This window comes from Cupriavidus sp. 86D6 (assembly GCF_057815095.1).
The window spans coordinates 275582-295543 of sequence record NZ_JBYPSB010000002.1 but is presented as its reverse complement, the minus strand read 5'-3'; the positions used below and the strand labels follow the sequence as shown (position 1 = coordinate 295543).

The 19962-nt window shown below is 67.1% G+C and carries 18 protein-coding genes; 5 read left to right on the top strand and 13 right to left on the bottom strand.

What is annotated here, in order from left to right:
• Position 1: 1 nt before the first annotated feature.
• The 5 genes from AC3G88_RS06395 to AC3G88_RS06375 all read right to left on the bottom strand — a co-directional run bounded on the left by AC3G88_RS06395 (position 2) and on the right by AC3G88_RS06375 (position 4801).
• The gene (locus AC3G88_RS06395; RefSeq protein ID WP_488770997.1) at positions 2–520 is read right to left on the bottom strand and encodes a class IV adenylate cyclase; all 519 of its coding nucleotides are present in this window, start codon (positions 518–520) and stop codon (positions 2–4) included.
• Positions 521–523: 3 nt separating this feature from the next.
• Complete coding sequence (locus AC3G88_RS06390) at positions 524–1327, bottom strand: TOBE domain-containing protein (protein ID WP_488770996.1); 804 nt, start codon at positions 1325–1327, stop codon at positions 524–526.
• A 77-nt stretch (positions 1328–1404) separates the two neighbouring features.
• The gene (locus tag AC3G88_RS06385) at positions 1405–1647 is read right to left on the bottom strand and encodes an RNA recognition motif domain-containing protein (RefSeq protein WP_153946688.1); all 243 of its coding nucleotides are present in this window, start codon (positions 1645–1647) and stop codon (positions 1405–1407) included.
• Positions 1648–1738: 91 nt separating this feature from the next.
• Positions 1739–2518 (bottom strand): enoyl-ACP reductase FabI, encoded by a 780-nt coding sequence (gene fabI, locus AC3G88_RS06380; protein ID WP_488770995.1) that lies wholly within the window; start codon positions 2516–2518, stop codon positions 1739–1741.
• 84 nt (positions 2519–2602) lie between these two features.
• Positions 2603–4801 carry a DUF3141 domain-containing protein gene (locus AC3G88_RS06375; protein ID WP_488893350.1) on the bottom strand — a complete coding sequence of 733 codons (2199 nt, stop codon included), beginning with the start codon at positions 4799–4801 and terminating at the stop codon, positions 2603–2605.
• Between the two features lie 408 nt (positions 4802–5209).
• On the opposite strand from AC3G88_RS06375, the gene AC3G88_RS06370 reads away from it, so the two are divergent.
• Together AC3G88_RS06370 and AC3G88_RS06365 are read left to right on the top strand one after the other, a co-directional pair.
• On the top strand, positions 5210–6157 hold the full coding sequence (locus AC3G88_RS06370; protein ID WP_487523258.1) for a bifunctional enoyl-CoA hydratase/phosphate acetyltransferase: 948 nt from the start codon (positions 5210–5212) through the stop codon (positions 6155–6157).
• Positions 6158–6169: 12 nt separating this feature from the next.
• Complete coding sequence (locus AC3G88_RS06365) at positions 6170–7393, top strand: acetate/propionate family kinase (RefSeq protein WP_488770992.1); 1224 nt, start codon at positions 6170–6172, stop codon at positions 7391–7393.
• A 15-nt stretch (positions 7394–7408) separates the two neighbouring features.
• Here AC3G88_RS06365 and AC3G88_RS06360 read toward each other — a convergent pair whose 3' ends face one another.
• Complete coding sequence (locus tag AC3G88_RS06360; RefSeq protein ID WP_488770990.1) at positions 7409–8185, bottom strand: tyrosine-protein phosphatase; 777 nt, start codon at positions 8183–8185, stop codon at positions 7409–7411.
• 169 nt (positions 8186–8354) lie between these two features.
• Between AC3G88_RS06360 and AC3G88_RS06355 the strand changes: the two genes are divergently transcribed.
• Complete coding sequence (locus AC3G88_RS06355) at positions 8355–9050, top strand: transglycosylase domain-containing protein (protein ID WP_488893240.1); 696 nt, start codon at positions 8355–8357, stop codon at positions 9048–9050.
• Between the two features lie 86 nt (positions 9051–9136).
• A complete protein-coding gene (locus AC3G88_RS06350) occupies positions 9137–9607 on the top strand; it encodes an MgtC/SapB family protein (protein WP_488770988.1) in 471 nt (156 codons plus the stop codon).
• A 21-nt stretch (positions 9608–9628) separates the two neighbouring features.
• Here the strand turns inward: AC3G88_RS06350 and AC3G88_RS06345 are convergent, their stop codons facing one another.
• The 5 genes from AC3G88_RS06345 to AC3G88_RS06325 form a co-directional block, all read right to left on the bottom strand.
• Positions 9629–9871, bottom strand: a complete 243-nt coding sequence (locus tag AC3G88_RS06345) for a formate dehydrogenase subunit delta (protein WP_488770987.1) — start codon at positions 9869–9871, stop codon at positions 9629–9631.
• A 9-nt stretch (positions 9872–9880) separates the two neighbouring features.
• On the bottom strand, positions 9881–10729 hold the full coding sequence (fdhD, locus tag AC3G88_RS06340; RefSeq protein WP_488770985.1) for a formate dehydrogenase accessory sulfurtransferase FdhD: 849 nt from the start codon (positions 10727–10729) through the stop codon (positions 9881–9883).
• Positions 10730–10742: 13 nt separating this feature from the next.
• A complete protein-coding gene (gene fdhF / locus AC3G88_RS06335; RefSeq protein ID WP_488770983.1) occupies positions 10743–13616 on the bottom strand; it encodes a formate dehydrogenase subunit alpha in 2874 nt (957 codons plus the stop codon).
• A gap of 73 nt (positions 13617–13689) precedes the next feature.
• Positions 13690–15246: a formate dehydrogenase beta subunit gene (locus AC3G88_RS06330; protein WP_488770981.1), complete on the bottom strand. Its 1557-nt coding sequence runs from the start codon at positions 15244–15246 to the stop codon at positions 13690–13692.
• Positions 15243–15761, bottom strand: coding sequence for a formate dehydrogenase subunit gamma (locus AC3G88_RS06325; RefSeq protein WP_488770979.1), 519 nt, complete (start codon positions 15759–15761; stop codon positions 15243–15245). The genes AC3G88_RS06330 and AC3G88_RS06325 overlap by 4 nt, the downstream gene beginning before the upstream one ends.
• A gap of 136 nt (positions 15762–15897) precedes the next feature.
• Between AC3G88_RS06325 and AC3G88_RS06320 the strand changes: the two genes are divergently transcribed.
• Positions 15898–16989: a substrate-binding domain-containing protein gene (locus AC3G88_RS06320; protein ID WP_488770978.1), complete on the top strand. Its 1092-nt coding sequence runs from the start codon at positions 15898–15900 to the stop codon at positions 16987–16989.
• Between the two features lie 45 nt (positions 16990–17034).
• Here the strand turns inward: AC3G88_RS06320 and AC3G88_RS06315 are convergent, their stop codons facing one another.
• The gene (locus AC3G88_RS06315) at positions 17035–18741 is read right to left on the bottom strand and encodes a M30 family zinc metallopeptidase (RefSeq protein WP_488770976.1); all 1707 of its coding nucleotides are present in this window, start codon (positions 18739–18741) and stop codon (positions 17035–17037) included.
• Positions 18742–18937: 196 nt separating this feature from the next.
• Positions 18938–19888, bottom strand: coding sequence for a polyphosphate kinase 2 (ppk2, locus tag AC3G88_RS06310; protein WP_488770975.1), 951 nt, complete (start codon positions 19886–19888; stop codon positions 18938–18940).
• Positions 19889–19962: the final 74 nt, after the last annotated feature.

The following is a 19962-nucleotide window of genomic DNA, read 5'->3' as shown; positions in this document are numbered from 1 at the left end:
GTCAGGCACCCTGCTGGCGCAGCAGGTCAAGGTAGGCGCCCTCGATAAGCGCATCGGGCGCCACGCCCAGCCGGGCCATCAGCGCGTGGGCCTCCGCCACGCCGGCATCCACCGCCTCGCCGTCGCGCAGCACCACTTCCAGCTCCAGGAAATCGCCCAGCCCTTCCACGCGGTCCAGATGCACGCGGGTGCGGCCCACCAGAAACAGCGTGCGCACCTTGCGCACCCGGCCGATAGTGCCGTGCGCAGCGGTCAGCGCGTCGCGCAGCGTGTCGGGCGATGTGGTGGGCGACAGGATATAGAAGCTCTCCTTGGGCCCGGCCTGATCGGGCCGCGCGTAGAAGATCAGCTGGCCCGACGTTGCGTCGAACGCGCGCAGCTTCAGGCGCCCGTTCGGGCAAGGGAAGAAGGTGTCGTCCTGCTCGATACGTTCCGGGCCCTCGGTGGCGATGGCCGCAGCACGCGGCACCAGCGCGCCGACGCTGCCGATGCGCGCCTTGATTTCCACATTGCGTGCCATGGCTCAGATCATCGTCCCAAGTATCACGCTCGATGCCTTGAAGATCGCCAGCGCGCGCACGCCTTCCTTCAGGTCCAGGTCGGCCAGCGCCCCGTTGTTGATGATGGCCGCCACGGTGCCGCCGCCATCGAGTTCGAGTACCACCTCGGCATTGACGGCGCCGGGCACCACACGGGCGACCGTGCCGGGCAACTGGTTGCGCGCGGAGAGCCGCGCGGCGGGGTCCGGCAGCCCGATCAGCACCGACGACGCCTTGACCAGCGCGAACGCCTCGGCGCCCGGCGCCAGGCCCAGTGTTTCCACGCTCTCGTGCGTGATCGTGGACACGATACGCAGGCCGCCCGGCAGCGCCAGCGTGACTTCGTCGTTGACGGCGCCGGCCCGCACGGCCTCCACGCGGCCGAACAGCTTGTTGCGCGCACTGGTCTGAATCATCATGCGTTGGATCAGATGGATATCTTCGGGATTGGCGTCGGACATCGCCCCGGCCCGCTCCAGGTGAGCGATGAACCGGGCGTGCTCGGCTTCCATTGCGCGGTAGGTGGCGATCAGGCGCGCGGCCCGCTCGGTCAGCCGTGTGCCGCCGCCGCCCTTGCCGCCGGCGGCGCGTACGACCAGTGGCTCGCCAGCGCTGTTGTTCATGGCATCGATGGCATCCCAGGCACCCTTGTAGCTGATGCCCACTGCACGCGCGGCGGCCGTGATCGAGCCGTGTTCACCAATGGCCGCAAGCAGCGCGATGCGGTCGCGGCCGCCCCAATCCTGCTTGCCGGCACGAAACCAGATGGCGCCCTGGAGTTCGAGCATGCGCTGACCTGTGTGTAATGAAGGGAACGCGTATGGTACCGCCAGAAGCACCCGGTGCGGCCTGCCAGCGGTCCGCGTCAACTCTGGTGGGCCGGGATGTACCAGCGCATGATGCTGCCGGCAAAGTACTGCTTGTCGAACTGCCGCAGCAGGCGCCAGCAGGTGAACGGGTCGACCGCCAGGTCCACCCACGCCCAGGGGTGATCGGCGTCGCCGTCGCGCACGATCTCGACGGAGTTCACCGTGGCGTAGTCCTTGAGTTTGTCCCGCAGCATTTCCTCGGTCACATCACGATGCAGCCCGCGGATCAACACCTGCATGGCAGCCTCTCCCGCATTGGAAAGTGGTGATGCATGTATTCTAGGCCGCGCTTTGCCACGTGGCGGCCGGCCGATGCGGCAATCGCACGTTTCACGCCATGATGTGTACGCCACCGTCCACGTACACCGTATTGCCCGACACGCGGCGGGCATACGGCGTGGCCAGGTACGCGGTGGTAAAGCCCACATCCATGATGTCGACCAGTTCGCCCAGCGGCGCACGGCCGGCTGCCTCGGCCAGCAGGACATCGAAATCCTTGAGCCCGGACGCCGCGCGCGTCTTGAGCGGCCCTGGCGAGATGGCATGCACGCGGATGCCCTTCGGCCCCAGCTCGTAGGCCAGGTAGCGGCAGGTGGCCTCCAGCGCGGCCTTGACCGGCCCCATCAGATCGTAGTTCGGCACCACGCGGTTGGCGCCGTCATAGCTCATCGCGAACAGCGTGCCGCCCTGCCCCATCAGCGGCACCGCCCGGCGCGCCATGCGGATGAACGAATGGCATGACACATCCATGGCCCGCGCGAAGCCGGCGGCCGACGACTGCAGCAGCCCGCCCTGCAGGTCGGCCTTGGGCGCGAAGGCGACCGAATGCACGACCGAATCGAGATGGCCCCAGACTTCGCCGATGCGCGCGAACAGCGCATCCATCTGCGCGTCGTCTTCCACGTTCAGCGGCATCAGGATCGGCGCCCCGATCTGCTCGGCCAGCGGCGCCACATGCGGGTAGGCCTTGTCGTTCAGATAGGTCAGGGCCACTTCGGCGCCCATCTCGCGAAACGCACGTGCGCAGCCCCACGCGATGGAATCCTCGTTGGCAACGCCAACGACGAGCACGCGGTTGCCGGACAGCGGGGGACTAGGGACCTGGAGCATGCGCAAACCTCCCATTGTTTGCTCTTTCTGCTGGCTTCGCGGCCGCGCCTTTCGCGGGCAAGGCAGGAAGCCAGCGACATACCGCTACGCCCGCGCTTCCTGCGTGGCCTTGCCGTTGCCGTGGTCGGTGCCGAATATCTCGGCAACCTCGCGGTAACGGGCCAGCCATTCGGCATCGAGCGGCCCACCCACGGTCAGCACGCGATGCGCCAGCACCATGATGCGGCGGCGTTCCTTCATCTCGGGTACCAGTGCCGGCAACGCCCGGATGGCCCCTTCGGGGTCGAGGCTGACGATATAGCTTTGCCGGCGCACGGCGTCCTTGAATTCCGCCAGCGTGATGCGCTGCTCCGGCGGGTTCTCGCGGGCCAGCTTGCGCAGCAGGTTGAACGGCCGCTCCTCGATGGCCGAGCGGCCCTGCGTCACATAGGACAGCACGCGCAGGAAGGCATCGAGCGGCGTACCGGTGTCGATCTCGCGTTCTGCCTCGCGCCGCCGCAGTTCGGCCACCTCCTTGCGCAGGGCCGTGATGGCGGGCGACTCCGGGGCCTTTGGCGTGGCCGTCATGCCCAGCATCGCCGGCAGCCACGGCGTGGCGTAGAGCGATTCGAACACGCGCTCCTGCCAGGCATCGCGCGCATCGCGATACTGGTCGAGCGAGCGCACGATCTGGTCGGACACGGCCTGCTGCATCGCCAGGAACGGGTTGTCGGCGGACACCGGCTGGCGCGCGTCACGCACCGCCGGCGCCATCGTCGCAACCCACTGCATCCATGGGTTGCTGTCGGCAAACAGCGAGCGTTCGAGCCGCGACGGGTGAATCGCACGGATACCCTCGGCCGTGGCCTCGTTCGAGATGGCGCGTACGAATGGCGATGCGTAGGTATCGTAAAGATGCTGGTTGATCTCGGCCACGCGGCGCACCACTTCGAACGGCTGCTCGTCCTCGCGGCCGTCGTCCAGGGCCAGGATGTCGTCGATGGTCCGACGTTCGAAACGCACCAGGTAGCGGCCTTCGATCAGGTCGGTGTGCGGGGACCCGGGTGCAACGTCCTCGATCTTCGCTTCATACAGCCCCGGGGGCAGCACGTCGATCAGGTCGAGCGCGCAGAACAGCTCCGAGTGCTCCTTGTTGGCCACGCTGCCCGAGACAAAGATGCCCAGGTGACCGATGGACGGATGCAGGCAATAGACGATGGTCTGATCGTTGGCCACCAGTTCGTCCACGCTCGCGTAGAGATCGGGAATCCAGTTCAGCGCCTGCTGCGGCGGCGTGATGTTGTCCCCCCAGGAGGCGAACACAATCACCGGCGAGCGCACGTTGCGCAGGTCGATCACGGTCTGGCCGTCGCTGCTGCGCACCTCGCCCGCCGTCAGGTGGTTGCCGACAAACAGGTTCTGCACGATCCAGTCGATTTCGCCGCGGTTCATCAGGAAGTGGCCGCCCCACCAGCGTTCGAACTCCAGGAAGCGGGGTCCTTCCGTATCGACCTTGGCATAGACGTTGTACAGCTTTTCCCAGAGCGTGTTCGACGGGTTCAGCTTCTCGAAATTCTGCACCAGCCAGGCGCCGTCGAAACGGCCATTGCCCAGGTCGGCCGCCAGCGACGACAGCCACGTGCCACCGAGCAGGCCGCCCGAATAGCGCATCGGATTCTTGCCGCGCACGCCCGACCAATAGGCCACGGGCGCGCCGGCCAGCAGGATCGGGCCCGTCGCTTCCGGCGATGCGGCCGCCAGGATCAGCAGCGCCCAGCCCGCCTGGCAATTGCCCACGACGAACGGCTTGCCCGGCGCATCGGGATGCCGCTCGGCCACGGCCTGCAGGAACTTGCCCTCGGTACGCGCCACATCCTCGATCGTCTGGCCCGGGCACGGGTCGCGGAAGAACGTGATGAAGTAGCACGGATGGCCGGTGCGGATGGCGTTGCCGATCTCGCTGTCAGCCTTGAAGCCGCCGATGCCGGGGCCGTGACCCGCGCGCGGGTCCATCACCACGAACGGGCGCCGGGTCATGTCCGTGGGATGCGCGGCCGGCGGCACGATGCGCAACAGCGCGTAGTTCACCGGCCGGGGCAGATCGCGCCCGTCCATCAGCACCTCGTAGTCGAAGACCAGCACGGGCGGCATGCCACCGCGCTCGTGCTCCGCGGTCTCGTTGCCCCGCTGGCGCAGCACGTCGAGAAACAGGATGGAACGCTGCCAGGCGTCGAGCCCGTATTCCCAGGCGGCCTGCGCCACCGGATTCATCGGCACCGGCGGGAACATGGCGGACGGGAACATCGCGGAAGGAAAGGGGGAACCGGGGAGGGTGGCCTGGGCAGCCGATGCGGCTGGATCAGCCGGCTTGCCCTGCGGGGCGGCCTGGGCGGGGGCGTCCTGTCCGGATGCTTGCCCCGGAACAGGTTGGCGTGCATTCATTTCCGTTTCTCCTTGGGGATTGGCGGAGTCAGATGGCATGCAGCGTGGCGCGAACATCGCTTGCTGCGATGCAACAGTAAAAATCTACCAGCCCCGGGGCGCGCTGACAACCGTTACCAAAGTCCAATGCGTCGGACCGCTTCGCCCGTGACAGAACCAAGTCATCGATACGGCGCCCGCGTTGGCCTATACTGGCTCGGAACGTTTGCGCAACGCAGCATCCGCATGCCCTGCCGGGTGCTGTCCCGATGGCTCACCAGGTACCTGCCCATGCCGACCCCATCGTCCGACGACAAGTACGCCCGGCTGCTCGCACGTTGCGAGGGCCTTCCGCCCATCCCGACCGCCGTGGCGCATCCCTGCGACTATTCTTCGCTCGATGGCGCGCTGGAAGCGGCGCGCCTCGGGCTGATCGTGCCTATCCTGTGCGGCCCCGCGGCCCGCATCCGCGCCGTGGCCGAGGAGCATGGGCTGGCGCTGGGCGACACCGAGATCATCGACGCGCCGCACAGCCATGCGTCGGCCGATTGTGCGGTCGAAGCCGTCCGCACGGGGCGGGCCGAACTGCTGATGAAGGGCAGCCTGCACACCGACGAATTGCTGCATGCGGTGGCGCGCAGCGCCAGCGGCCTGCGCACCGGGCGGCGGCTGTCGCACGTGTTCGCGATGGATGTGCCGAGCTATCACAAGCCGCTGTTCATTACCGACGCCGCCGTCAACATCTTCCCCACGCTGAACGAAAAGGCCGACATCGTGCGAAATGCCATCGACCTGGTGCGCGTGCTCGGGGTCGAGCGGCCCAAGGTGGCGATCCTGTCCGCCGTGGAGACCGTCACCGACAAGATCCCCTCGACGATCGAAGCCGCCGCGCTGTGCATGATGAGCCTGCGCGGGCAGATCGAGGGCGGCCTGCTCGACGGGCCGCTGGCGTTCGACAACGCCATCAGCAAGGCCGCCGCCGATACCAAGGGCATCAAGTCGGAGGTGGCGGGCGACCCCGATATCCTGCTGGTGCCGGACCTGGAAGCCGGCAACATGCTGGCCAAGCAGCTGACGTTCCTGGCCGGCGCCGAGGCCGCGGGCATCGTGCTGGGCGCGCGTGTACCGGTCATCCTGACCAGCCGCGCCGACAGCGTGCGCGCCCGCATCGGCAGCTGCGCCATCGCGGTGCTGCTGGCGCATTCGCGGCGCACCGCGCAAACCGCCGTACCGGCCTGAGGAGACCCTGGCGTGAGCACACCACATCCCGTCATTCTCGTCGTCAACGCAGGTTCGTCGAGCGTCAAGGTATCGATCTACGTGGTGCCCGACGCGGCGCACGAGAACGTCGATATCCAGCCGTCGCTGGCCGCGCATGGCCAGATCGAAGGCATCGGCGTGGCACCGCGCCTGGTGGCGCGCATGGCCGACGGCCGCGAAGTGACCGATCAGAAATTTCCCGTCGAGCAGGTGCCCGACCACGACGCCGCCTTCCGGCTGATCCAGCTGACGCTGAGCGTGGCGCTGCGCGACACGCCGCCGGTGGCCATCGGCCATCGCGTCGTGCATGGCGGCGGCGACTTTGCCGATGCGGTGCGCATCGACGACGCGGTGATCGCCAGGCTGGAAACGCTGGTGCCGCTGGCGCCCTTGCACCAGCCCCACAACCTGACGGCGATCCGTGCCATCCGCGCCGCGGCACCCGACCTGCTGCAGGTGGCCTGCTTCGACACGGCGTTCCACGTCGGCCGCGACGAGCTGGCGCAGCTGATGGCGCTGCCCTATGAATACTACGAGCAGGGCGTGCGGCGCTACGGCTTTCACGGGCTGTCATACGCGTATATCGCGCGCCGCCTCAAGCAGGTGGCGCCCGATTTGGCCGAAGGCCGTGTCATCGTGGCGCACCTGGGCAACGGTGCCAGCCTGTGCGCGATGCACGGCGGCAAGAGCGTGGATTCGACCATGGGCCTGACCGCGCTCGACGGCATGCCGATGGGCACGCGCTGCGGGTCGATCGATCCCGGCGCGGTGCTGTACCTTGCCGCGCAGGGCATGAGCCCCGATGCGATCCAGTCGATGCTGTACGGGCAGTCAGGCCTGAAGGGCATCTCCGGCATCAGCAGCGACATGCGGGCGCTGCTGGCCAGCGACAGCCCGCGTGCGAAGCTGGCCGTCGATTTCTACGCGTATCGCGCGGCCCAGGAAATCGGCAAGCTGGCGGTCACGCTCGGCGGCCTGGACGCCCTGGTCTTCACGGCCGGGGTGGGCGCCAACTCGCCCGACATTCGCGCCCGCATCTGCGCGCACCTGACCGAACTGTTCGGCGTTTCGCTGGACCCCACCGCCAACGGCGACAACTGCCAGCGCGTGAGCCGCGATAGCAGCCGCATCCCGGTACTGGTGTTGCCGACCGACGAGGAAGGCATGATCGCGCTGTCTACGGCGCGCATCCTGCGCGAGAGCGGCGGACCCTGAGACTGGGGGGTTGGCCTATGGCGCGAGGTAGTGGGCCCGCAGCAATGCGGTGTCCACGCCGAGGTCGTCGGAAAGAAAGCGCTCCAGGCTGCCGTATGTCGCGGTGATCGCATCCATCGATGCCTCGATGTACTCGGGGCGCACTTCCAGCAGCGGCAGCATCGCCTCGGCCGTCACGCCGATCTGCGCGACGCCGGCCAGCATCTTTTCATTGAATCGCTGGTTCCAGTGGTTCGACTCGAGGTAGTTGGCCACGATATCGTCCTGGGACACGCCGAGTGCGCCCAGCAGCAGCAGCGACGCAAAGCCGGTGCGGTCCTTGCCAGCCGTGCAGTGGTAGTAGAGCGTCTTGCCCGCTTCCGCGTGCCGCAGGAACGTGCGGAAAGCGTCGCGGTAGCGCACCGGAAAATCGCGATACACGTCGAGCATGAAGCCGTGCATCTGCGCGGCGTTGCTCGCACGCAGTCGGGGCAGCAATACGTCCATCGACATCGCGCCATCGAGTACCGGCACCGCCAGCCACGCGAAACGCTCGCCAAATGCCTGCTCGCCCGGTGACTTCTCGCCGGACGACCGGAAATCGACAACGATGTCGAGCTGCAACGCGTGCAGCTTGTCGAGATCCGCGGCGCAACCGAGTGCCGGATTGGCGCTGCGGTACAGCTTGTTCTGACGAATCCGGCGCCCGGCATGTCCGGTCAGCCCGCCCAGGTCGCGAGCGTTGGCGATGGTTTCCAGGTCCAGACAGGGCCGCATTGTGGCGGCCGCGCTATATAGGTTATCGGTCTGCATGGCTCTTGAAAATGTTCGGCATTGGCGTCGATTATTTCAGATCGCCAACGGCGACGACACCCTGATTATCACCAGATACCCTCGGCGCGGGCGCGCGGGCGCCCCTGGCCCTCACCCGGGAGCGGCCGGAAAATCGGGTATCGCGCCTGGCAATGGCACAATACGCGCCATGCAACGTATCTGGTCCGCCTTCGTCAAGTTCGTGCTGCTCGCCGTGGTGGGCGGCACGTTGCTGGCTGCATTCGCCGTATTGATGGCCAACCGGCAGTTGCCGTCGCTCGACGCCATGCTGGCCTTCCGGCAGACGCCGGGCTACGTCAGGCTGGCGGACTTTCCCCACACGCTGCCCGAAGCCGTCGTGGCCATCGAGGATGACCGCTTCTACCTGCATGATGGCGTCGACTATGTGGGCGTGATGCGCGCCGGCATCGCCAACCTGTCGGACGAACTGTCGCAGGGCGCATCCACCATCACCATGCAGGTGGCCCGCAACTTCTTCCTGTCGCGCAAGAAGACCTACACGCGCAAGCTCTACGAAATCCTGCTGGCGTACCGCATCGAAAACGCGCTGAGCAAGGACGAGATCCTAGAGCTCTACCTGAACAAGATCTACCTGGGCCAGGGTGCCTATGGCTTCTCGGAAGCCGCCGACACCTACTTCGGCAAGCCCGTGGACCAGTTGTCGCTGGCCGAATGCGCGATGCTGGCCGGTCTGCCCAAGGCACCGTCGGCCAACAATCCCGTGGTGAACCCGCGCCGGGCGCGGCAGCGGCAGAGCTACATCCTGCTGCGGATGATGGAACTGGGCCGGATCACGCGTGCCCAGTACGACGCCGCGCTGCTGGAGCCGCTGCGTCTGCGCTGACCGTCTTGTCAGCGCGCGCCCGACGGCGCCGCCCTGCCCCCGCATGCTAGCCTGCCCCAGCCAAACACGCCTGGGTGGAGACAGCCATGGAAGGACTCTGGGGCGATATCTACGGTACGCTGCGCTCGGAATTTGCCGACGTGCCGGACATCAAGGAACTCACGCGCATCCTGCTGCGCCTGACGCTGGCCGTGCTGCTGGGCGGGCTGATCGGCTACGAGCGCGAAGCGGCGGGCAAGCCGGCCGGCCTGCGCACGCACATGCTGGTGGCCATGGGCTCGGCGCTGTTCGTGCTGGTGCCATTGCAGGCCGGCGTGCCATTGCCGGACATGAGCCGCGTGCTGCAGGGCCTGATGTCCGGCATCGGCTTTCTGGGCGCCGGCGCGATCATCAAGCTGAACAGCGAGGAAGATGTGCGCGGCCTGACCACGGCAGCCAGCATCTGGACCGTGGCGGCCATCGGCGTCGCCTGCGGGCTGGGCCGCGAAGCGACGGCCGTGATCGCCACCCTGTTCGGGCTGGCGATCCTGCAGCTGCTCTACCGGCTGAGGAAGTAGAAAGCGCCGCGAAGACGAACCTCAGGCCGCCGCCCGCAGGACGATCTGGAGCATTTCGGGATGACGCGCCACAGCTTCCACGACGATGGGGTGCACCCCCTCGCCGCCGGCTTTGATATGCGCCAGGAACGCCCGCTTCATGCGGGGCTCCCAGAACTTCTTGATATGCGAGGCGATATCGGCCAGCGCCTCTTCGCGATCGGGCATCGCCTCGAAAAAGCTGCCGATCTGGTTGGCCATCTTGACCAGGTTCTCGATATGCATGCCAGACCCTTATCCAGTATGTAGTCGTTGAGGATGGCTGTAGACCACCATGGTGCCGCCCCGCACGAAGCCGGCCAGCGTGATGCCTGCCGTCTCGGCCAGGCGCACCGCCATGGCCGTGGGGCCGGACACCGCCGCCAGAACGCCGGCGCCGATGGCGGCGGTCTTCTGCACCATCTCGTAGCTCGCGCGGCTGGTCACGATGACCGCGCCGCGCGCAATGTCTTCCTGGCCGCCGCGGGCCAGTGCGCCGGCCAGCTTGTCCAGCGCGTTGTGCCGGCCCACGTCCTCGCGCACCAGCGCGACCTCGCCATCAGGCCGCATCCACGCCGCCGCATGCGTGGCACCGGTGTCGCGCAGCAACGCCTGGCGCTTGTGCAGCACCGCGAACGCATGCTCGAACACGCGCGGATCGAATTCGGCCTGGCTGCGCACCGGTTCCGGCATGCGCATGACCTCGTCCAGCGATTCGGTGCCGCAAAGTCCGCAACCGGTACGCCCGGCCATGGCCCGCCGGCGGCCCTTGAGTTCGACGAAGGCGCCCGTGGCAATCTCCACCTTGACCGTGATGCCCTGCGCGCCGGCCTCGACGTCAACGCCGTAGATGTCGCTGGCGGCCGCCACAATGCCTTCGCTGAGGCTGAAGCCGAGCGCAAAGTCCTCCAGATCGGCCGGCGTGGCCAACATCACCGCATGCGAGATGCCGTTGAACTCCAGCGCCACCGGCACTTCCTCGGCCAGATGATCGACCTCGGTCGTCAACACCCCATGACGCCAGCGGCTGACCGGGAACGTGCGCTGCGCCGGCACCTCGTCGGTGCCGGCCGCGCTGTCCGGAGATGGCACGTCGCGTTTCATCGCCGCTCCCGGGTCAGCCCGCCTGCGCCGTCTCGCTGGCGGCGCGCAGGTGGCCAAGCTGCTCTTCGTTGAACGCCTGGTAGTTGCGCTGCCAGGTGGACGGCTGCGCCACCGGCATCACCTGCACCGCCGTCACCTTGTACTCGGGGCAGTTGGTGGCCCAGTCCGAGTTGTCGGTGGTAATCACGTTGGCGCCCGACTCGGGGAAGTGGAAGGTCGTGTAGACCACGCCCGGCTGCATGCGCTGGCTGACGATCGCCCGCAGCACGGTCTCGCCGGCCCGGCTCTGCACGCCCACCCAGTCCCCGTCCTTGATGCCACGCTCCTCGGCATCATGGGGATGGATTTCCAGCCGGTCCTCGTCGTGCCAGTGCACGTTGTGCGTGCGCCGCGTCTGCGCGCCCACGTTGTACTGCGACAGGATGCGGCCGGTGGTCAGCAGCAGCGGGTACTTCTGCGTCACCTTTTCGTCGGTCGGCACGTACTTGGTGATGATGAACTTGCCCTTGCCGCGCACGAATCCGTCGACGTGCATGGTCGGCGTGCCCTGCGGCGCCTCGGCGTTGCACGGCCACTGCACGCTGCCCAGCTCGTCGAGCTTCTGGTAGCTCACGCCCGAGAACGTCGGCGTCAGGCGCGCGATCTCGTCCATGATCTCGGACGGATGCTTGTACTCCATCGGATAGCCCAGCGCCTTCGACAGCAGCAGCGTCACTTCCCAGTCCGAATAGCCGGCCTGCGGCGGCATCACCTTGCGCACGCGCGAGATGCGACGCTCGGCGTTGGTGAACGTGCCGTCCTTTTCCAGGAACGACGAACCGGGCAGGAACACGTGCGCGTACTTGGCCGTCTCGTTCAGGAAGATGTCCTGCACGACGATGCATTCCATTGACGACAGCGCCTCGGCCACGTGCTGGGTGTTCGGGTCCGACTGGACGATATCCTCGCCCTGGCAGTACAGGCCCTTGAACGTGCCGGTCAGCGCGGCCTCGAACATGTTCGGAATCCGCAGGCCCGGCTCGGGGTTGATGCCCACGCCCCACGCGGCCTCGAAGCTGCTGCGCACGGTCGAATCCGACACATGGCGATAGCCCGGCAGTTCGTGCGGGAACGATCCCATGTCGCACGAGCCCTGCACGTTGTTCTGGCCGCGCAGCGGATTCACGCCCACGCCTTCGCGGCCGACGTTGCCCGTGGCCATGGCCAGGTTGGCGATGCCCATTACCGTGGTGGAGCCCTGCGCGTGTTCCGTCACGCCCAGGCCGTAGTAGATGGCTGCATTGCCGCCGGTGGCGTAGAGCCGCGCGGCGCCGCGCAGCGTTTCGGCCGGCACGCCGGTGGACGCCTCCAGCACTTCCGGCGAATTCTCGGGCAGGGCCACGAAGTCGCGCCATTGCTGGAACGCGCGGTCCTCGCAACGCTCGGCGATGAACTGCTCGGCCAGCAGGCCTTCGGTGACGATCACGTGGGCCATCGCCGTGACCACGGCAACGTTGGTGCCCGGGCGCAGCTGCAGGTGATAGTCGGCACGGATGTGCGGCGAATCCACCAGATCGATCTGGCGCGGATCCACGACGATCAGCTTGGCGCCTGCCCGCAGGCGGCGCTTCATGCGCGAGCCGAACACCGGGTGGCCGTCGGTCGGGTTGGCGCCGATCACCATGATCACGTCGGACTTGGCCACCGAGCGGAATGTCTGGGTGCCCGCCGATTCGCCCAGCGTGGTCTTCAGGCCATAGCCGGTGGGCGAATGACAAACCCGAGCGCAGGTATCGACGTTGTTGTTGCCGAACGCCGCCCGCACCAGCTTCTGCACCAGGTAGCCTTCCTCGTTGGTGCAGCGCGACGACACGATGCCGCCGATCGAATCGGTGCCGTGTTCGGCCTGGATGCGCCTGAACTGCGACGCGGCGTAGCCGATGGCCTCTTCCCACGACACTTCGCGCCAGGGATCGGTGATCTTCGCGCGGATCATCGGCTTGAGGATGCGGTCCTTGTGCGTGGCATAGCCCCAGGCGAAGCGGCCCTTCACGCAGGCGTGGCCTTCGTTGGCGGCGCCGTCCTTGTGCGGGACCATGCGCACCACCTCGTTGCCCTTCATCTCGGCCTTGAACGAGCAGCCCACGCCGCAGTACGCGCAAGTGGTCACCACGTTGTGCGACGGCTGGCCCAGCTGGATCACCGACGTCTCGGTCAGCGTCGCGGTCGGGCAGGCCTGCACGCACGCGCCGCACGACACGCAGTCCGATTCCATGAACGGCTGGCTGGTGCCGGCGGACACGCGCGAATCAAAGCCCCGGCCGCTGATGGTCAGCGCGAAGGTGCCCTGGGTTTCCTCGCAGGCCCGCACGCAGCGGTTGCAGACGATGCACTTGGACGGGTCGTACGTGAAGTACGGGTTCGACTCGTCCTTCTTCATGTGCGTGTGCGTGGCGATCGGCGCGGCACCGCCGGCGCCGTCCGCGTAGCGCACTTCGCGCAGGCCCACCACGCCGGCCATGTCCTGCAGTTCGCAGTTGCCGTTGGTCGGGCAGGTCAGGCAGTCGAGCGGGTGATCGGAGATATAGAGCTCCATCACGCCACGGCGCAGTTCGCCAAGCTTGCCGCTTTGCGTGCGCACCTTCATGCCCGGTTCCACGGGGGTGGTGCACGAGGCCGGATAGCCGCGCCGGCCTTCGATCTCCACCAGACACAGCCGGCAGGAGCCGAACGGTTCCAGGGAATCGGTGGCGCAGAGCTTGGGCACGCCAATGCCGGCTTCGGCAGAGGCGCGCATGACAGAGGTGCCGGCCGGCACGGTGACGGATACCCCATCGATCTCCAGCGTGACCAGAGTGTCGGAATCGATGGCCGGGGTGCCGTAGTCGAAATCGTCGCGAGCGTTCAAGGGATGTCTCCCGTAATGCACTGCTTTTTGTGGATGCGCGCCCCTGAGGGGCACGTCGGTTCTGGAATACCGTTCAGGCGGCGCGGGCCGGCTTGGCCGACAAGCCGAAGTCCTCGGGGAATTCGTTCAGCGCGGACAGCACCGGGTACGGCGTCATGCCGCCCATCGCGCACAGCGAACCCGCCAGCATCGTGTCGCACAGGTCGCGCACCAGCGCCACATGCTTCACGGGCTGGTCGCCCGCGATGATGCGGTCGATCACCTCGACACCACGCGTCGATCCGATCCGGCACGGCGTGCACTTGCCGCACGACTCGATGGCGCAGAACTCCATGGCATAGCGGGCCATCTTGGCCATGTCCACGGTCTCGTCGAACACAACGATACCGCCGTGGCCCACCACCGCGCCAAACGCGGCATAGGCCTCGTAGTCGAGCGGCGCATCGAAGCGCGACTCGGGCAGGTAGGCACCCAGCGGGCCGCCCACCTGCACGGCCCGGATGGCCCGGCCGCTGCGGGTGCCGCCGCCGAAGTCGAACATCAGCTCGCGCAGCGTCACGCCGAACGCCTTTTCCACCAGACCGCCCTGCCGGATATTGCCGGCCAGCTGGAACGGCAGCGTGCCACGCGAGCGGCCCATGCCGAAGTCCTGGTAGAACCTCGCGCCGCGCGCCAGGATCACCGGCACCGTGGCCAGCGAGATCACGTTGTTGATCACGGTGGGCTGGCCGAACAGCCCCTTCAGCGCCGGCAGGGGCGGCTTGGCGCGCACCACGCCCCGCTTGCCCTCCAGGCTTTCGAGCAGCGCGGTTTCCTCGCCGCATACATAGGCGCCGGCGCCCTTGCGGACTTCCAGCGTGAACCGCTTGCCGCTGCCCCGGATGTTGTCGCCCAGCCAGCCCGCCTGCGTGGCGGTGGCGATGGCGGCCTCGGTGGCGGCAATCGCGTGCGGGTATTCGGATCGCGTGTAGATGTAGCCGGACTCGGCGCCCACGGCCAGGCCGGCGATCGTCATGCCCTCGATCAGCATGAACGGGTCGTCTTCCATGACCATGCGGTCGGAGAACGTGCCCGAGTCGCCTTCGTCGGCGTTGCAGACGATGTACTTGACCGGCGACTGCGCAGCCAGCACGGTCTTCCATTTGATGCCGGTCGGAAACGCCGCGCCGCCCCGGCCGCGCAGGCCGGAGTCGAGCACCTCCTGCACGATCTGCGCGGGCTCCATGGTCAGCGCGCGGGTCAGGCCGGCATAGCCCTCGTGGGCGATGTAGTCGTCGAGCGACAGCGGATCGGTGATGCCCACGCGGGCAAAGGTCAGGCGCTCCTGCTGCTTCAGGAACGGAATCTCGTCGGTCAGCCCGAGCGACAGCGCATGCTGGCCGCCGGTCAGCAAGCCGGCGTCGAACAGCCCAGCGACGTCGTCTTCCGTCACCGGGCCGTACGCCGTGCGCCCGGCAGCGGTCTGTACCTCGACCAGCGGTTCCAGCCAGAACATGCCGCGCGAGCCGTTGCGCACGATACGCACGTCGGCGCCGCGCCGTGCGGCTTCGGCGGCGATGGCCTGCGCCACCTCGTGGGCACCCAGCGCCAGCGCGGTGGAGTCGCGCGGAACGAAGATGGTGGTGGTCATGCGCGGGCCTCCTGGTCTTCACGGACGGCATCGACAAGCTTGTCGAACCGTTTGGCATCGACGCGCGCGTGAATGCGGTCGCCAATCATCATCGACGGGCCGGTGGCACACTGCCCCAGGCAGTAGACCGGCTCCAGCGTATATTGGCCGTCGGCCGTGGTCTCGTGGAAGTCGCAGCCAAGCTTGCGGCAGGCGTGTTCGGCCAGCGCGTCGGCACCGACCGACTGGCACGCTTCGGCACGGCACACCTGCACGACGTGGCGTCCAGCCGGCTGCTCGCGAAAATGGTGATAGAACGTGATGACGCCATGCACTTCGGCACGCGACAGGTTCAGGGCCTTGGCGATGACCGGCACGGCATCGGCCGGGATATAGCCCCGGGTGTCCTGGATCTCGTGCAGAATCGGCAGCAACGCGCCGGGCATGTCACGCCTGGCCGCGACGATGCGCGCGATATCTGCGGAATCCGTCCGGCCATTGCCGGCTGGCGCCGTGGGGATGGCGGTGTCTGGCATGCTGTCTCCATTTTGTTCTGTCGGTTCCGAAATCGGCTTTTTTATTCATATTCCGGAACATCACAACGGGCTTTTTGGCCTCTTTATGCGACTATAGAACCGTGTTTTGCCCCGTTCAATATGCTATTTTCCGCATATGCTACGCATTTCGATCCTTCCGCACCTGCAGATCCGCGACGACGCCGCCCCGGCACCCGCGCCAGCACTGGATGTGTCGCGCCTGGTGGCCCTGCTGGGCCTGATCGAATCCACGGGAAATATCGCCCAGTCGGCCGAGGCCATGGCGTTGTCATACCGCTACGCCTGGGGCATCTTGCGCGATGCCGAGACGCTGTTCGGCGGCGCGCTGATCGCCAAGACCCGGGGCCGAGGGTCTACCCTGACGCCGCTGGCGCAACAACTGGTGTGGGCCAGCAAGCGCATTGCCGCGCGCCTGTCGCCCACGCTCGACAGCCTGGCCTCGGAACTGGAGATCGAACTCAAGAAGCTGATGGCGGCCAGCGATCCGGCCGTGCGCATCCACGCCAGCCATGGCTTTGCCGTGGCGGCGCTGCGTGACTTCCTGGACGAACAGAAGGTACGCCACGACCTCAAGTACTGCGGCAGCCTGGAGGCCGCCGCCGCGCTGTCCGAGGGCGCCTGCGACGTGGCCGGCTTCCACGTGCCGGTTGGCGAGTTCGAGGAAGAGACGCTGCGCGGCTTCTCGCGCTGGCTGCACCCCGAAAAGCATTGCCTGATCCACCTGGCCACGCGCCAGCAGGGGCTGTTCGTGCGCCCCGGCAATCCGCTGAACATCCGCTCGCTGGAAGACCTGACGCGTGCCGACGTGCGCTTCGTCAACCGCCAACTGGGGTCCGGCACCCGCCTGCTGCTGGACTTGATGCTGGCGCGGCGCGGCATCGACAGCAGCCGCATCGAAGGCTTCAACAACGGCGAATTCACGCACGCGGCCGTGGCCGCCTACATCGGCAGCGGCATGGCCGACGTGGGATTCGGCGTGGAAACGGCGGCCAGGCGCTTCAACCTGGAGTTCGTGCCGGTGCTCAAGGAACGCTACTTCTTCGCGCTGGAAACGGACGCCCTGCACAGCCCGGCGCTGCAGGGCGCGGTATCGGCGATGAAGAGCGGCAGCTTCCGCGAACGCGTCAACGCCCTGCCCGGCTACGACGGCGAACTGACCGGCACGGTGCAGACGTTCGCCGAGGCGTTTCCGGGGGTGGTGCTGTAGGCCGCAAGGCGCAGCCCCCGGCAATCGCCAACGCACCGCCTCCGCTCAATACACCACCACCGACAGCGTCACGCCGGCCGGCACGCGCACCTTGTCGCTGTACACGCCGTTGCTGCCGCTGCGCGGTGCGATGTAGCTGCCGTAGCCCTGGAGCATCGACGGTGCGGTGGCCGGCAACTTGCGCAGCGCGGTGTACGCGGCGCCGGACGGATCGATTTCCGGCAGGGTGTACGTGCCGTCAGACCACTGCGGATAGCCGAAGCCCTGCGGCGTGAGCGCCAGCGGCATGTTGCTGTTGGTGCTGGTGCGCCAGTTGGTCAGGGCCCGATCGAAGGTCCAGCCGCCGCCAGAGATTGCGGCGGCGAGCACCGCCTTGGAGCCCACCTGCGGGCGGGTCAGCAGGTCGCGGAAGAAGCCGATGCCCAGCTGGCGGTTCAGGAAGCCGCCGAAGCTGCCCGACACCGCATAGCTCTCGCACGACACGCCGAAGCCCGTGAACGCCGTCAGGTTGCAGTTGTAGTCGCTGTAGCGGTAGTAGTCCGGCAGGCGGACGTCGCGGATCGGGTTGTAGTTCGACAGGATGACGCCGCTCAGGAAGTCCTCCATCTGCATCGCCGTCATTTCCTCGAGCCAGGTGTCGTAGGCGTAATCGGCGCCCATGCTGATTTGGCGGCGATAGAAGTTCTGCATGTGCGTGCCTTCGTGCGCCATCGTGGTCTTGACCGACCGCAGGCCAGCCGCATTGCCCAGCGACAGCGTTTCGCTGTCCAGGTACAGCGACACCGACTCGTTGCTGTTCGGTTCCTTGGTCTTCAGGAAGTTGTGCAGACCCCAGAAGTAACCCACGGTGCCGTAGGGCTTGCCGTCGCGGTTGAAATTGAGCACGACGATATCCACCGGCACGCCGGCCGGCAGCATTGACGTGCCGTACGAATTGGGACCCCAGACCCGCCCGCCCACGTTGAGCAGCCGATCGTAGATCATGCTGCTGCCGGCAAAGGCGGTGGCCAGTTCGAGAACTGTCGGATCCGGCACATTGGCAGCCTCGGCGGTCTCCACCCAGACGTTAACGATGGTGCCGTCGCTGGCGGCCACCTGCTTGCGCAGCGTGGCAGCACGCTGGGTACCGTCCGTGTGATACCAGTTGCGGGTGGCGCCTTCCGCCAGGCCCGCGGTGCCGATCGACGCGGCCAGCGGCGCCGGCACGCCCAGCGTGCTGAGCATCGGATCACCCGACGTGCGCGTGGCATCGACCCAGCCCCTGCGGTTGTACTCGCCAATGGCCCGCTGGGTCGTTTCGTCGGCCGACGCCTGGCTCAGCGCCTGCGGCGCGATCATCTCTGCCGCCACCTGCGATGACAGCCCGGCCGGCATGGCCACGGCGGCATCGCCCTGATTGGACAGTTGCAGCCAGATCGTCTTGCCGGCCACGCCGGAAATTGCGTACTGCGCGTCGACCGCCGCGCCAGTGTTGTTCTGGTAGCCCCAGATTCCCGCACTGGAACCCGCGTAACTGCTGACGCTTGCGGCGCCACAGGCGTCGCAGGCCAGGTTCAGGCCGGTGACTGGCACGGGCTGCGTGGTGGGGGTGGTGCCGGTGGCCGTGCTGGCGGCCTGGCCGGCGGCGGCGCTGTCGCCCCCATCACCGCCCCCGCCGCAAGCGGCCAGGGCAAACGCGGCCAGGGCCGCAAGGCCGGTCAATCCGGCGGGAAAACGATGGCGCGTGCCGGCACGCGGGGTCATGCGACGCATTGGGTGGCTCCGAAACTAAGCGGTCTCCGGGGCCGGGCGCGCGCATCGCGCCCGATCGGAGTGGTCACCCAATAACGACGCGGAACGCAGCAGGTTTAGCGCCATTACATCGCTTTTCCGCGATGGTTGGCGCCAACAACCGTTTCAATCTGTCGTGATACGCACGCAGGCCCGCTGCGGGCGCCGACACCGTTCGCTAGTAAATCTCCGGAATGATCATGTTGTCCGGCACGGGCTGGCGGACATAGTCGGCATGCCGCTCGCGCTCGGGCAGGACGATGGACGGCTGCGCCGGCTCCACGTAGGGCATCTGCTGCAGCAGGTGGTGGATGCAGTTCAGCCGGGCGCGCTTCTTGTCCACGGCCTGCACCACCCACCACGGCGCCTCGGAGATATGCGTGCGCTCCAGCATGATTTCCTTGGCGCGCGTGTAGTCTTCCCAGCGGCGGCGTGACTCCAGGTCCATCGGGCTCAGCTTCCACTGCTTGAGCGGGTCGTGGATGCGGCTCAGGAAGCGCATGTGCTGTTCGTCGTCGGTGATCGAGAACCAGTACTTGATCACCTGGATACCCGAACGCACCAGCATCCGCTCGAACTCGGGCACGGAACGGAAGAATTCCTCGTACTGCTCGTCGGTGCAGAACCCCATCACGTGTTCCACGCCGGCGCGGTTGTACCAGCTGCGGTCGAACAGCACCATTTCGCCAGCGGCGGGCAGATGTGACACATACCGCTGGAAGTACCACTGGGTGCGCTCGCGGTCGTTCGGCGCCGGCAGCGCGGCCACGCGGCAGACGCGCGGATTCAGCCGCTGCGTGATGCGCTTGATCACGCCGCCCTTGCCGGCCGCGTCGCGCCCCTCGAACAGGATCACCACCTTGTGGCCCGTGGCCACCACCCAGCTCTGCAGCTTTACCAGTTCGCCCTGCAGGCGGAACAGTTCGCGGAAGTAGAGACGACGCTCGGCGCGCTCGGCTTCGTCGCCGTTGAGATTGGTGTTGTCGCCGGGGCCGCCTGCCTCGCCCGACAGCACGCGCTGCACCACCAGCGGATCGCGGTCTTCCAGCTCCAGTTCGAGCTCTTCGTCGTAGTAATCCGCCACCTCGCGGTGAATGCGCCGGATCAGGGCTTCGTCGTTGTAGTCCATGGCTTTCCTCCATTGCGCGCGCCGAACGGCGGGCGCCTTGGTGACTCATCGTACGCCTGCAATATGGCAATTTT

Coding starts and splice junctions, on each gene's coding strand:
- AC3G88_RS06390 (WP_488770996.1), bottom strand. CDS start 1,327: ATGCTCGAACTCCAGGGCGCCATCTGGTTTCGTGCCGGCAAGCAGGAT.
- AC3G88_RS06355 (WP_488893240.1), top strand. CDS start 8,355: ATGCAACGTATCTGGTCCGCCTTCGTCAAGTTCGTGCTGCTCGCCGTG.
- AC3G88_RS06320 (WP_488770978.1), top strand. CDS start 15,898: ATGCTACGCATTTCGATCCTTCCGCACCTGCAGATCCGCGACGACGCC.
- AC3G88_RS06345 (WP_488770987.1), bottom strand. CDS start 9,871: ATGCATATCGAGAACCTGGTCAAGATGGCCAACCAGATCGGCAGCTTT.
- AC3G88_RS06330 (WP_488770981.1), bottom strand. CDS start 15,246: ATGACCACCACCATCTTCGTTCCGCGCGACTCCACCGCGCTGGCGCTG.
- AC3G88_RS06375 (WP_488893350.1), bottom strand. CDS start 4,801: ATGTTCCCGTCCGCCATGTTCCCGCCGGTGCCGATGAATCCGGTGGCG.
- ppk2 (WP_488770975.1), bottom strand. CDS start 19,888: ATGGACTACAACGACGAAGCCCTGATCCGGCGCATTCACCGCGAGGTG.
- AC3G88_RS06360 (WP_488770990.1), bottom strand. CDS start 8,185: ATGCAGACCGATAACCTATATAGCGCGGCCGCCACAATGCGGCCCTGT.
- fabI (WP_488770995.1), bottom strand. CDS start 2,518: ATGCTCCAGGTCCCTAGTCCCCCGCTGTCCGGCAACCGCGTGCTCGTC.
- AC3G88_RS06350 (WP_488770988.1), top strand. CDS start 9,137: ATGGAAGGACTCTGGGGCGATATCTACGGTACGCTGCGCTCGGAATTT.
- AC3G88_RS06395 (WP_488770997.1), bottom strand. CDS start 520: ATGGCACGCAATGTGGAAATCAAGGCGCGCATCGGCAGCGTCGGCGCG.
- AC3G88_RS06315 (WP_488770976.1), bottom strand. CDS start 18,741: ATGCGTCGCATGACCCCGCGTGCCGGCACGCGCCATCGTTTTCCCGCC.
- AC3G88_RS06385 (WP_153946688.1), bottom strand. CDS start 1,647: ATGCAGGTGTTGATCCGCGGGCTGCATCGTGATGTGACCGAGGAAATG.
- AC3G88_RS06325 (WP_488770979.1), bottom strand. CDS start 15,761: ATGCCAGACACCGCCATCCCCACGGCGCCAGCCGGCAATGGCCGGACG.
- fdhD (WP_488770985.1), bottom strand. CDS start 10,729: ATGAAACGCGACGTGCCATCTCCGGACAGCGCGGCCGGCACCGACGAG.
- AC3G88_RS06370 (WP_487523258.1), top strand. CDS start 5,210: ATGCCGACCCCATCGTCCGACGACAAGTACGCCCGGCTGCTCGCACGT.